At 65.4% G+C, this 12671-nt stretch carries 13 protein-coding genes and 1 pseudogene; 9 read left to right on the forward strand and 5 right to left on the reverse strand.

Annotated elements, in window-relative coordinates; translation table 11 throughout:
• Window positions 1-52: 52 nt before the first annotated feature.
• Window positions 53-1369 (reverse strand): Na+/H+ antiporter family protein, encoded by a 1317-nt coding sequence (locus AC07R1_RS09640; protein WP_170866353.1) that lies wholly within the window; start codon window positions 1367-1369, stop codon window positions 53-55.
• A gap of 566 nt (window positions 1370-1935) precedes the next feature.
• Between AC07R1_RS09640 and AC07R1_RS09645 the strand changes: the two are divergent.
• Together AC07R1_RS09645 and AC07R1_RS09650 are read left to right on the forward strand one after the other, a co-directional pair.
• A pseudogene (locus AC07R1_RS09645) lies at window positions 1936-3006 on the forward strand (cache domain-containing protein); the annotation flags it as partial.
• A gap of 102 nt (window positions 3007-3108) precedes the next feature.
• Window positions 3109-3864: a methyl-accepting chemotaxis protein gene (locus AC07R1_RS09650; protein WP_401402980.1), complete on the forward strand. Its 756-nt coding sequence runs from the start codon at window positions 3109-3111 to the stop codon at window positions 3862-3864.
• 58 nt (window positions 3865-3922) lie between these two features.
• Here AC07R1_RS09650 and AC07R1_RS09655 read toward each other — a convergent pair whose 3' ends face one another.
• The 4 genes from AC07R1_RS09655 to AC07R1_RS09670 are packed head-to-tail and all read right to left on the reverse strand — an operon-like array spanning window position 3923 to window position 6526.
• The gene (locus tag AC07R1_RS09655; protein WP_495110471.1) at window positions 3923-5236 is read right to left on the reverse strand and encodes a sensor histidine kinase; all 1314 of its coding nucleotides are present in this window, start codon (window positions 5234-5236) and stop codon (window positions 3923-3925) included.
• Window positions 5233-5901 carry a response regulator transcription factor gene (locus AC07R1_RS09660; RefSeq protein ID WP_011062299.1) on the reverse strand — a complete coding sequence of 223 codons (669 nt, stop codon included), beginning with the start codon at window positions 5899-5901 and terminating at the stop codon, window positions 5233-5235. The genes AC07R1_RS09655 and AC07R1_RS09660 overlap by 4 nt, the downstream gene beginning before the upstream one ends.
• Window positions 5901-6218: a PepSY domain-containing protein gene (locus AC07R1_RS09665; protein ID WP_011062300.1), complete on the reverse strand. Its 318-nt coding sequence runs from the start codon at window positions 6216-6218 to the stop codon at window positions 5901-5903. The genes AC07R1_RS09660 and AC07R1_RS09665 overlap by 1 nt, the downstream gene beginning before the upstream one ends.
• The gene (locus AC07R1_RS09670; protein ID WP_011062301.1) at window positions 6218-6526 is read right to left on the reverse strand and encodes a PepSY domain-containing protein; all 309 of its coding nucleotides are present in this window, start codon (window positions 6524-6526) and stop codon (window positions 6218-6220) included. Before AC07R1_RS09670 ends, AC07R1_RS09665 begins: the two co-directional genes overlap by 1 nt.
• Before the next feature lie 161 nt (window positions 6527-6687).
• Between AC07R1_RS09670 and AC07R1_RS09675 the strand changes: the two genes are divergently transcribed.
• The 7 genes from AC07R1_RS09675 (at window position 6688) to AC07R1_RS09705 (ending at window position 12628) form a co-directional block, all read left to right on the forward strand.
• Window positions 6688-7767 (forward strand): patatin-like phospholipase domain-containing protein, encoded by a 1080-nt coding sequence (locus tag AC07R1_RS09675; protein WP_342402385.1) that lies wholly within the window; start codon window positions 6688-6690, stop codon window positions 7765-7767.
• 130 nt (window positions 7768-7897) lie between these two features.
• Complete coding sequence (gene queD, locus AC07R1_RS09680; RefSeq protein ID WP_011062303.1) at window positions 7898-8254, forward strand: 6-carboxytetrahydropterin synthase QueD; 357 nt, start codon at window positions 7898-7900, stop codon at window positions 8252-8254.
• 83 nt (window positions 8255-8337) lie between these two features.
• On the forward strand, window positions 8338-8790 hold the full coding sequence (locus AC07R1_RS09685) for a GNAT family N-acetyltransferase (RefSeq protein WP_015636367.1): 453 nt from the start codon (window positions 8338-8340) through the stop codon (window positions 8788-8790).
• A gap of 17 nt (window positions 8791-8807) precedes the next feature.
• The gene (locus AC07R1_RS09690; protein WP_011062305.1) at window positions 8808-9314 is read left to right on the forward strand and encodes a nucleoside 2-deoxyribosyltransferase; all 507 of its coding nucleotides are present in this window, start codon (window positions 8808-8810) and stop codon (window positions 9312-9314) included.
• A 140-nt stretch (window positions 9315-9454) separates the two neighbouring features.
• Window positions 9455-10315 (forward strand): MurR/RpiR family transcriptional regulator, encoded by an 861-nt coding sequence (locus AC07R1_RS09695; RefSeq protein ID WP_015636369.1) that lies wholly within the window; start codon window positions 9455-9457, stop codon window positions 10313-10315.
• Between the two features lie 32 nt (window positions 10316-10347).
• Window positions 10348-10905 carry a D-alanyl-D-alanine dipeptidase gene (ddpX, locus tag AC07R1_RS09700; protein ID WP_015636370.1) on the forward strand — a complete coding sequence of 186 codons (558 nt, stop codon included), beginning with the start codon at window positions 10348-10350 and terminating at the stop codon, window positions 10903-10905.
• A 148-nt stretch (window positions 10906-11053) separates the two neighbouring features.
• Window positions 11054-12628, forward strand: coding sequence for an ABC transporter substrate-binding protein (locus tag AC07R1_RS09705; protein WP_011062308.1), 1575 nt, complete (start codon window positions 11054-11056; stop codon window positions 12626-12628).
• The last annotated feature ends 43 nt before the right edge of the window (window positions 12629-12671 follow it).

A 12671-nucleotide genomic window follows, 5' to 3' on the forward strand; every position in this document is an offset into this window, starting at 1 on the left:
GCTGGCAAGCCAGCTCCTACGACAACCCCCGACGTCTACGAGAGCGAGATGATCAGAGGACCATGGCCGCCACCCAGCCGAAGGCCAGCAGCGGCAGGTTGTAGTGCAGGAAGGTCGGAACCACGGTGTCCCAGATGTGGTGGTGCTGGCCGTCGATATTCAGGCCCGAGGTCGGTCCCAGGGTCGAGTCCGAGGCCGGCGAACCGGCATCGCCCAGGGCACCGGCGGTGCCGACGATGCAGACGATGGCCAGCGGGCTGAAGCCCAGTTGCACACACAAAGGCACGAAGATCGCCGCGAGGATCGGCACCGTGGAGAACGACGAGCCGATGCCCATGGTCACCAGCAGGCCCACCAGCAGCATCAGCAAGGCGCCCACGCCCTTGCTGTGGCCGATCCAGGCCGCCGAGGCCTGGACCAGGGAATTGACCTCGCCGGTGGCCTTCATCACTTCGGCGAACCCCGAGGCGGCGATCATGATGAAGCCGATCATGGCCATCATCTTCATGCCTTCGGTGAACAGCTCGTCGGTCTCGCGCCAGCGCACGATGCCCGACACCGAGAAAATCAGAAAACCGCACAAGGCACCGATAATCATCGAGTCCAGCAGCAGCTGGATCACGAACGCCGCGACTATGGCCGCCGCGGCCACCAGCAGGGTCCGCGGGTTGTACTGCACCGCCACCTGCTCGACCTTCTCGATGCGGTCCAGGTCATAGACGCGCTTCTTGCGGTAGCTGAAGAACGCCAGCAGCAAGCCGCAAAGCATGCCCAGGGCGGGAATGCCCATGGCGTGGGTGACGTTGACCTGGCTGATATCGACGCCGCTGCGGGCCACGTTGGCCAGGAGGATTTCGTTGAGGAAGATGTTGCCGAAACCCACCGGCAGGAACATGTAGGGGGTGATCAGGCCGAAGGTGATCACACAGGCGATCAGCCGGCGATCCAGTTGCAGCTTGGTCAGCACATACAGCAGCGGCGGCACCAGCAGCGGAATGAAGGCAATGTGGATCGGCAGGATGTTCTGCGAGGCAATCGCCACCACCCACAGCAGGCCGATCAGCAGCCACTTGACCTGGCCGCCGCCGTTGGCGTCCTGCCGGTCCACCAGCAGCAGGATCTTGTCCGCCAACGCGTGGGCCAGCCCGGATTTGGCAATCGCCACGGCGAAAGCACCGAGCAAGGCGTAGGACATGGCCACGGTGGCACCGCCCCCCAGGCCGCTATTGAAGGCCTTGAGCGTGGCCTCGATGCCCAGGCCGCCGGCCAGGCCGCCCACCAGGGCGCCAATGATCAGGGCGATCACTACATGCACGCGGGACAGGCTGAGCACCAGCATTACGCCAACCGCGGCAATTACTGCGTTAATCATCGTTACCTCATTACTGCGCCGCTAAAAATGGCGCAAAAGCCTGTGACCGACCGGAAGGCAGCGGGCTGCCGACATCGAAATGAAAGAGGTTCTTATTAGGGGGGCGCACTTTGCAGCAGCCGACCCGGCTTGTCAAAACCCCGCACCCCGCCGCCCGCAGGAGCGAGCTTGCTCGTAAAGCCCCCAAGACCAACCCCGTACCCGTGGTGAGGGAGCTTGCTCGCGCTGGGCTGCACAGCAGCCCCAGCGCCTCGCGGTTTATTTCGAACAAGCGTTTAAAGAACGCCATTGGTCGGCCGCTACAGTGCAAAGTCTCAGATATTTATCGAATAAAGGACGTCTCCATGTCGCTCAGACAACTTTCCATCCAATGGAAAATCACCTTGCTGGCCGGACTCTGCCTGTTGGGCATCGTGTCGCTGTTGGTGGGGCTTTCGCTGTATCGCATGGAGCTCAGCTCCGAGCTGGTGAAGGCCTCGAGCATGGAGATGCTCAACGAAGCCGCCCAGGCGCGGATCGAGGCCCAGGGTGAAGTCCAGGCACTGGGCATTCGCCAGCAATTCATGGACGCCTATCAATACGGCCACGGCTTCTCGCGCCAGGTGCTGTTCCTGCGGGAACAGGCCGAGAAACGCTTCCTCGACGCCTTCGACCTGCGCGAGGACCTGACCCGCCAGGTCAAGTCGGCGCTGCAGGCCAACCCCGACTTGCTGGGCCTGTCCCTGGTGTTCGAAGCCAACGCCCTGGACGGCAAGGACGAGTTGTTCGGCGGCCAGAGCGAACTGGGCAGCAACGAAAAGGGCCGCTTCGCCCTGTACTGGTCCCAACCCACCCCGGGCAAGCTGACCTCCATGTCACTGCCCGAAAGCGACATGAGCGACACCCGCACCGGCCCCAGCGGCCAGCCGGCCAACGCCTGGTTCACCTGCCCGCGCAGCACCCTCAAGCCCTGCGTGATCGAACCCTACTTCTATGACATCGACGGCCAGAAGGTGCTGATGACCAGCATCGTCTTCCCGCTGATGGTGGACGGCAAAGTCATCGCTTCGCTGTCGGTGGACATCAACCTCAACAGCCTCCAGGCCATCAGCCAGAGCGCCAGCAAGCGCCTCTATGCCGGCCAGACCAACGTCAGCATCCTGAGCCCGGTGGGCCTGCTGGCCGGCTACAGCCCGGACGCCAGCAAGCTCAGCCAGCGCCTGGACAGCGTCGACACCACCAACGGCGCCGAGCTGATCCGCCTGCTGGCCAACAGCACCCAGACCCAGAGCCTGCACAGCAACCGTGAACTCAAGGTGCTGGCGCCCTTCACCCCGATCCCCGGTGGCAAGGCCTGGGGCGTACTGCTGGATGTGCCGGAAAAAGTCCTGGTAGGCCCGGCCGAAGCCCTGAAAAGCGAGCTGGATGCGCGCAACAACAGCGGCACCCTGATCGAGCTCGGCCTGGGCCTGCTGGCCGCGGTGGTGGGCCTGTTGCTGGTGTGGCTGATGGCCCGCAGCGTGACCCGGCCGATCCTCGGCGTGGCCCACATGCTCGAAGACATCGCCAGCGGCGAAGGCGACCTGACCCGGCGCCTGGCCTACGACAAGCAGGACGAACTGGGCCAACTGGCCGGCTGGTTCAACCGCTTCCTGGACAAGCTGCAGCCGATCATCGCCGAGGTAAAACGCTCGGTGCAGGACGCTCGCGGCACCGCCGACCAGTCCTCGGCCATCGCCACCCAGACCAGCGCCGGCATGGAGCAGCAGTATCGCCAGGTGGACCAGGTGGCCACCGCTTCCCATGAAATGAGCGCCACCGCCCAGGACGTGGCCCGCAGCGCGGCCCAGGCCGCCCAGGCCGCGCGGGATGCCGACCAGGCCACCCGCCAGGGCCTGAACGTGATCGACCACACCACCCGCAGCATCGACTTGCTGGCCGCCGACATGAGCGCCGCCATGACCCAGGTCGAAGGCCTGGCCGCCAACAGCGAGCAGATCGGCACGGTACTGGAAGTGATCCGCTCGATTGCCGAGCAGACCAACCTGCTGGCCTTGAACGCGGCCATCGAAGCCGCTCGCGCCGGGGAAGCCGGCCGCGGCTTCGCGGTGGTGGCCGATGAGGTGCGCAACCTGGCCCAGCGCACCCAGGAGTCGGTGGAAGAAACCCGCCTGGTGATCGAGCAACTGCAGAACGGCACGCGGGAGGTGGTGGGTTCGATGAACAACAGCCATCGCCAGGCCCAGGGCAGCGTCGAACAAGTGGGCCAGGCGGTCACCGCCCTGCGCCAGATCGGCGATGCGGTAACCGTGATCAGCGACATGAACCTGCAGATCGCCAGCGCCGCCGAACAGCAGAGCGCGGTGGCCGAAGAGATCAACAGCAACGTGGCGACCATTCGCGATGTCACCGAATCGCTGTCGGAGCAGGCCAATGAATCGGCGCGGGTCAGCCAGTCGCTCAACAGCCTGGCCAACCAGCAACAGAGCCTGATGGATCAGTTCCGCGTCTGACCCCGCTGCCGCAGGCTGCGATAGCCGCCACGGGCGCCGAACCTGGCGCCCGGCAAGTTCAGCGCCTGGGCAGTTCGATCTCTACCCGCAAGCCGCCCCACTCGCTTTCCCCCAGGTTCAGGGTTCCACCGCAGGCGTCGACGATGTCGCGCACGATGCCCAGGCCCAGCCCGTGGCCGTGGGTCTGTTCATCCAGGCGCGTGCCCCGGCCGAATACCTCATCGCGCCGCGCTTCGGGAATGCCCGGACCGTCGTCGTCCACCGCCAGGCAGAAGCCCTGCGGCCGCTCTTCCACGCTCAGGCGCACCTGGGCATCCGCCCATTTGCAGGCGTTGTCCAGCAGGTTGCCCAAGAGCTCCAGCAGGTCTTCCCGGTCCCAGGGCAGGCGCAGCCCCGGTGGCGCCTGGTAGCTCAGTTCCAGGTGCTGGCCATGGATCATGTTCAAGGTCGCCAGGAGCCCCGGCAGCTCGGCATCGCACTCGAACAGCACCCCGGGCAGCGCATCCCCCGCCAGCCGCGCGCGGTTGAGTTCGCGATTGAGGCGCTGCTGCACCTGCTCCAACTGTTCCTGGAGCATCCTGCGCACCTCGGGGTGGCCGTCGAGCCTGGGGCTCGACGCCAGGCTCAGGAGCACCGCCAGCGGGGTCTTCAAGGCATGGCCCAGGTTGCCCAGGGCATTGCGGGAACGGTTGAGGCTGTCTTCGGTATGGGCCAGCAAGTGGTTGATCTGCGCCACCAGGGGCTCCAGTTCCACCGGCACCTGGGCATCCAGTTGCGAACGCTGGCCCTGTTGCAACTGGGCGATCTGCTCGCGGGCGGTTTCCAGCGGGCGCAGGGCGCGGCGCACGGTCAGGCGTTGCAGCAGCAGGATCAGCAGCAGCCCGGCCAGCCCCAGCCCGAGGCCGATCTGGCGCATGCGCTGGAAGCTTTCACGCACCGGGGTGTAGTCCTGGGCCACGCTGATGGAGATCGACTGCCCGAGGCGCTTGTAGTCGCTGCGCAGCACCAGCAGTTGCTGGCCCTCCGGCCCCAGTTGCAGGTTGCCCTGCAGGCCGGCGCGCTCCAGTTGCGGCAGTTCCTGGTCCCACAGCGAGCGCGAGCGCCAGTGCACATCGGCAAAATCGATACGGAAATAGTGCCCGGAAAACGGCCGCTGGTAGGCCGGCGACAGACGCCGTTCATCCAGCTGCAGCCCCTGAGGACCGCGCACCAGGGCCAGCAGCAGGCTCTCGCTGTCGTTGCGCAGGCCGGCTTCCAGGTAGCGTTGCAGGCCCACCTCGAACAGCCAGAGGCTGGTCTGCGCCAGCAGCAGCCCGACCACCACCATCACCGTGATCAGGCCCAGGCTCAGGCGGCGCTGGATCGATCTCACGAAGCGGTTCCGCCGAACAGATAACCCTGGCCGCGGCGGGTTTCGATCACACTGCGGCCCAGCTTGCGCCGCAGGTGGTTGACGTGAACTTCAAGGACGTTGGAATCGCGCTCGGTTTCACCGTCGTAGAGGTGTTCGGCCAGGTGGCTTTTGGACAGGATCTGCTGCGGGTGCAGCATGAAATAGCGCAACAGGCGGAACTCCGCGGCGGTCAGCAAGACATCCTGGCCGTCGCGGACCACACATTGCCGGCCCTCGTCCAGGTGCAGCCCGGCGGCCTGCAGGGTCTGCTGGTTGGCCTGGCCATGGGAGCGGCGCAGCAGGGCCTGGACCCGCAGGTGCAGCTCTTCGGGATGGAACGGTTTGCTCAGGTAATCGTCGGCGCCGGCCTTGAGCCCCTCGATGCGCTCGGCCCAGGAGCCGCGGGCGGTGAGGACCAGCACCGGCGTTGCCAGGCCATCGGCGCGCCACTTTCGCAGCACCTCCAGGCCCGGCACCCCGGGCAGGCCGAGGTCGAGGATGATCAGGTCATAGGGTTCGCTGGCGCCCTGGTACAGCGCGTCGCGGCCGTCGGCCAGCCAGTCCACGGCGTAGCCCTGGCGGTTCAGGCCTTCAAGCAGTTCATCGGCCAGGGATACGTGGTCTTCCACCACAAGCAGGCGCATCAGTCGTCTTCCTCATCTTTCAACAAACGCCCGGTGGCGGCTTCCAGGTCCAGCTCGCGAACCACCCCGTCCACAGTCAACAGCTCGACTTCATAGATGTACACATCGTGCTTTTCTTCCAGCTCGGCCTCCAGCAGCTTGGCCCCGGGGTAACGGTCCATGGCCTGCTTGAGCAGTTGCTCCAGGGGCAGGATCACCCCTTGCTGGCGCAGGCGCAGGGCCTCGTCCTGGTCCAGGTCGCGGGCCATGGCCAGGGAGCAGAACAGCAGCAGCGCCAGGGCTGCACGGCTGCCGGCGGTGCGCAGAGTGCGGTTCATTAGGTGTCCTGATGATCCTTGAGTACCTGGCCGCTCACGGCGTCCAGTTCCAGGTCCCATTCCAGCCCCTGCGGGTCGCGCAGTTCAACCTGGTAGATGTACTTGCCGTACTCTTCTTCCAGCTCGGTTTCACTGATGCTCGCCCCAGGATGCCGGGACAGGGCCGTGGCATTGAGTTTTTCAAAGGACACAATGGTACCAGCGTCGCGCAGTCTCAGGGCTTCGTCCGGCCCCAGGTCGCGGGCGTGGGCCAGGCTGGCGGTCAGGGCGACAAGGCTGGCGCCGAACAGCGCGGCAAGGGTCTTCATGGCAGTTCTCCAAAGTCGGTGGCCAAAGGCCGATGCCGCAGACCATACCCAAGGCAACTTAATTGAAACTGAATGGCCAGCATGGGTCTGACACAGGTTTCACTCGGCCCGCGGCCCCAGGTGTCTCTATACTCGGCGGCTGATTCAAGAGTGAGCCCGGTATGACCGCCATCCATATCAAGTTTCCCGCCCTGACCCTCAAGGCCGGCCCCCGCGCCCTGGCCCGCATCCGCCGGCAAGGCCTGCACCCCCGTGAAGTCGGCACCTTGCCCGGCGCCGCCGGCGGCCCCAAGGCCCTGGGCATCCAGGGCCTGGACCTGGCGCTGTTCGGTGAATGGCTGCCATCGGCGCCCCGGGAACGCTCGCTGATCGGCGCCTCGGTGGGTTCCTGGCGCTTCGCCAGCGCCTGCCTGCCGGACGCCGCCGAAGGCATCCGCCGCCTCGGCCAGTTGTACAACGCCCAGAGCTTTGCCAAGGGCGTGACCATGGCGCAGATCAGCCAGAGCTCCCGGCGCATGCTCGAGGACCTGCTGGAGGGCCGCGACGCCTCGATCCTCGACAACCCTCACTACCGGCTGAACATCATGGTGGTCAAAAGCCACGGCCTGCTCGCCGACGACCATCGCGGGCGCCTCGGCCTGGGGCTGTCCTCGGTGATCGCCGACAATCTGCGGGGCCGCGCGCGCCTGGCCCGGCACTTCGAGCGCCTGGTGCTGCACGACCCGCGCCTGGCCCCGCCCTTGCACACCCTGGAAGACTTCCCCTCGCGCTTCGTGCCCCTGGACCGCGGCAACCTGCGCCAGGCGCTGCTGGCCTCGGGCTCGATCCCCATGGTCATGCAGGGCGTGCGCGATCTGCCCGGCGCCGGGGCCGGCACCTTCCGCGACGGCGGCCTGCTGGACTACCACCTGGACCTGCCCTACAGCGGCAGCGACATCGTGCTCTACCCGCACTTCACCGACCGGGTGATCCCCGGCTGGTTCGACAAGACCCTGCCCTGGCGCCGGGCCAGCCCGGAGCGCCTGCGGGACGTCTTGCTGCTGGCGCCATCGAAGGAATACCTGGCGCGCCTGCCCTACGGCAAGCTGCCGGACCGCAACGACTTCAAGCGCTTCATGGGCGATGACGCCGGCCGGCAAAAATACTGGCGCAGCGCCATGGACGAAAGCCGGCGCCTGGGGGACGAATTCCTCGAACTGGCGGCGCAGAATCGCCTGGGCGAGCGCCTGCAGAGCCTCTAGAGAAGGCTTGCCGCTGCGGACTGACCCTTTAGTCAGGGTTTTTCCGCAAGCGCCGGGGCAAGCTGATAAACTCGCCGCCTGCCTCAACTCGCCCCCGGGCGATAGCCATCTGACAGAGCTGACCGACACTGTGGAAATCTTCAAAGAATTTACCTTCGAATCCGCCCACCGCCTGCCTTTCGTGCCCGAGGGCCACAAGTGCGGCCGCCTCCATGGCCACTCGTTCAAGGTGGCGATCCACCTCAGTGGCGAGGTCGACGCACACACCGGCTGGATCCGCGACTTCTCGGAAATCAAGGCGATCTTCAAGCCGCTGTACGAGCGCCTGGACCACAACTACCTGAACGACATTCCCGGCCTGGAAAACCCCACCAGCGAAGTCCTGGCCAAATGGATCTGGAATGAGCTCAAGCCCCTGCTGCCGGAGCTGAGTGCGATCCGCATCCACGAAACCTGCACCAGCGGCTGCATTTACCGCGGCGAATAAGCCCACCGAAGAAACCACCCCACGGGGTGGTTTTTTTATGCCTATGATTGCCCCACCCCGCCGTTACCCGAGCACTCGCGCCCATGCCGCCGACCATTCGCCCCGCTGCCCTGCCCGACCTCGCCGCCATCGAAGGCATCGCCAAGCGCGCCTATGCGCCCTATATCGCGCGGATCGGCCGGGAACCGGCGCCCATGCTCGAAGACTATTCGTGCCTGGTGCTGGCCCGGCAGGTCTGGGTCCTGGAGGAGCAGCAGGCAATCGCCGGTTTCGTTGTCCTGCTGGACGCCCATCAAGCCCTGCTGCTGGACAACCTGGCGGTCCACCCCGAGGCACAGGGCCGGGGCCATGGCCGGCAACTGCTGGCCTTTGCCGAACAACAGGCCGTGGCCGCCGGTCACAGTTGCGTGCGCCTGTACACCAACGCAGCCATGAGCGAGAACATCGCCCTGTACAGCCGCCACGGCTACGTGGAAACCCACCGCGCCGTGGAGCACGGCCTGCACCGGGTGTACATGAGCAAGCCACTGGACTGAACCCAGGAGCCCTCTCCATGCCTCCACGTATCTACCTCGCCGGCTTCGATGTGTTTCGCGCCGACGCCCCGGCCCATGGCGAATACCTCAAGCAACTGTGCAGCGCCCAGGGCCTGCACGGCCTGTTTCCCCTGGATAACCAGGCGCCACCTCGCCTCACGCCAGAAGCCACCGCGCAGTGGATCTACCGGCAGAACCTGCAGATGATCCGCGGCTGCGATGCATTGCTGGCCAACCTGAATGACTTTCGCGGCCTGGAGCCGGATTCCGGCACCGCCTTCGAAGTGGGCGCGGCGGTCGCCCTGGGCAAACCGGTGTGGGCCTACTTCGAAGGCCCCGCCACCCTGCGCCGGCAGGTGCCCCACGATCACGCCGGGCGCGACGCCCAGGGCTTTGCGGTGGAGGACTTCAACCTGCCGCGCAACCTGATGCTGGCCTGCAGCTGGAGCGGCCGCAGCAGCAGTGTGGAAGCCGCCATCTTCGACCTCGGGTGCTGGCTGAGCGCTTCCCCTCCATCGGGCTGAGATAGCCGGCAACGTCACTTTCTGCCGAAAACGACCACCCCGGACAAAAGCCTTGTCTTGTCGCGAAAGCCGATGTTATGTTTCTAACACGAGATACAAAAATGAAACACAAATAACATTTCCAGCGAACGCCCGGCGAGATGGTCATGGACAAGAACAGTTTCCAAGTCACCCTGGAACAGCAGTTTGCAAGCCTGACCCCCACCGGCAAGCGCATCGCCACCTACCTGCTGGCCAACCTCCAGCAGTTGCCCTTCGAGACCGCCGACAGCATCGCCCAGCAAGCCGGCACCACGGGGATTTCCGTGGGGCGCTTCCTGCGCTCGCTGGGCTATCGCAACCTGGATGACGTCAAGCAAGGCCTGCGCGGCGATGCCCCGGCCTCCTGGCTGATCACCGATCGGCTCGGCGCCTTTCGCAGCGAAGCCCATCAGGACGATGCCCTGGAGCGCTCGATGCATCGCGAGATCGAGGCCATCCAGCATGTCTATGGCCTGGCCCGCAGCCAGCCCTTCGCCGCCATCGTGCAACAGATCGTCGAGGCCGACGCGGTGTTCATCATCGGCATCCAGTCGACCCGGGGCATCCTCAACGCCTTCCACAGCCACCTGGAATACATCCGGCCCAAGGTCTACTACGTGGACGGGCTTTCAGGCATCTACGCCGAGACCCTGAACTCCGGCTTTGCCAAGCCCTACGCGATCATCTCCGACTTTCGCGCCTACTCCAGCATCACCCAGACCTTCTGCGAAGTGGCCAATGCCAACGCCCTGCCCCTGGCCCTGGTCACCGACCTGCAGTGCCCCTGGGCCCGGGACTACCCGCTGGACCTGCTGCAACTGAAAACCGATGTCGGCCAGTTCTGGGATTCCCTCGCGCCCCTGACCTGCCTGTTCAACCTGATGGTGTCCGCCGTGGCCGAGGGCTATGGCGAGCGCCTGGACCAGCGCCTGGCCAAGAACCGACAGTTGCAGGAAGCCTTCGGCCAGTTCGAGTCCTGACCTTCAAGCGTTAACCCAGATGGAGTGAGTGAGTGAACAACAGCCCCCTTGTCGAAATCGACGCCCAGCGCCATCAGCTTCAGATCGACCTGATCTACGCCAGCGCCGACAACCTGGCCGGCCAGGTGATCTATCGCAACGCCCGCTGCCTGCTGCACAAGGACGCCGCAGCCTGCCTGTACAAGGCCAGCCAGCTGGCACGCATGGCCGGCCTGGGCCTGCGCATCTACGACGCCTACCGCCCGGCCTACGCCCAGCACCTGCTGTGGCAGGCCCTGCCCAACCCGGACTACGTGCGCGACCCGCGCCTGGGCTCGCACCACACCCGGGGCGTGGCCGTGGACCTGACCCTGGTGGATGAAACCGGCGAGCCGCTGGACATGGGCACCGCCTTCGACGCCATGGAGCCCAAGTCGCACCAGTTCTACAGCGACCTGCCGCCCCAGGTGCAGCGCAACCGCCTGATGCTGCTGGGGATCATGCTCAGCGCCGGCTTCGAGGCGATCCCCACCGAGTGGTGGCACTACGAGCTGCCCAACGCCGAGGACTTTCCCCTGATCCAGGAGCACGACCAGCCCTTCGAACACTGATTTCCCGTTCCCCACCGGCCACAACAACAGGCAGCTAACTGCCCCAAGCCGGTCCTACTGCAACACTGCTTCAGCAACAACTGCCCGGTTATAGCTTTTATAAAAAACCTGACGAACTTCCCAACATCGAATGATCAAGGAAACCGGCATGACCCCTAACCGCAATCACCCTGATGTGCGTCTGTCCACCCGTGTCGCCCTGTCCCTGCTGTGCGCCGCCCTGAGCCTGGGCGCGTGGCAGGCAGCCAGCGCCGCCGCGCCCAAGGACACCCTGATGATCGGCAAGGCCGCCGACCCGCAGACCCTCGACCCCGCCGTGACCATCGACAACAACGACTGGGCCGTGACCTACCCGGCCTACCAGAAGCTGGTGACCTACAAGGTCGAGAACGGCAAGGGCAGCACCGAAGTCCAGGGCGACCTGGCCGAGAGCTGGAGCACCTCCGCCGACAACCTGACCTGGGATTTCAAGCTCAAGCCGGGCAACAAGTTCGACGACGGCAAGCCGGTGGACGCCGCCGCGGTGAAGTTCTCCTTCGACCGCCTGATGCAGCTCAAGCAAGGCCCGTCCGGCGCCTTCCCGGATGACATGAGCGTGGCCGTGGTCGACCCGCTGACCGTGCGCTTCACCCTGAAGAAACCCTACGCGCCCTTCCTCTACACCCTGGCCCACAACGGCGGCGGCATCATCAACCCGGACGTGGCCAACAAGGGCGAGGACGTCAACGCCTACCTCTCGACCCACACCGCCGGCTCCGGGGCCTTCCGCCTGAGCAACTGGCAGAAGGGCCAGGCGCTGACGCTGGAACCCAACAGCTATTACGCCGGCCCCAAGCCGAGCCTGAACAAGGTGGTGATCAAGATCATCAGCGAGGCCTCGGTGCGCCGCCTGCAACTGGAACGCGGCGACCTGGACATCATCGAGGACATGCCCGAAGACCAGCTCGGCACCCTGGCCGGCAAGCCAGGCATCGTGATCCAGACCTTCCCCTCGCTGCGGGTCAACTACCTGTACCTGAACAACAAGCGTGCGCCCCTGGACAACGTCGAAGCGCGCCAGGCACTGGTCCAGGCCATCGACTACAAGGGCATCGTCGACGGCATCCTCAAGGGCCAGGCCAAGCTGATGAACGGGCCGATCCCCGACGGCATGTGGGCCCACGACCCGAGCCTGCCGCTGATGCAGCAGAACCTCGACGGCGCCAAGGCCAGCCTGGCCAAGGTCCCGCAGAAAATCAGCAACCTGACCTACCTCTACTCGGACAAGGACGCCAACTGGGAGTCCATCGGCCTGACCCTGCAAGCGGGCCTGGCGCCCCTGGGCATCAACCTGAAGATGGAGAAGCTGGCCAACGCCACCATGCGTGAACGGGTGGGCAAGGGCGACTACGACGTGGCCATCGGCTCCTGGAGCCCGGACTTCGCCGACCCCTACATGTTCATGAACTTCTGGTTCGACTCCAGCCTGCAGGGCTTGCCGGGCAACCGCTCGTTCTACAGCAACCCCGAGGTGGACAGCCTGATCCGCGATGCCGCGGCCACCAACGACACCGCCAAGCGCATCGAGTTGTACCAGAAGGCGCAGAAGATCGTCCTCAAGGACAACGTCTACGCCTACCTGTACCAGAAGAACTACAGCCTGCCGATGCGCGATTCGGTGAAGGGCTACGTGTTCCACCCGATGCTGGAACAGGTGTTCAACATCGCCGAAATCAGCAAGTAGGACCGGCCCTGCGTTCCCCGTCGCCGGCCCCTGAAACGGGGCG

It is taken from the genome of Pseudomonas sp. GW821-FHT07F01, assembly GCF_059418825.1.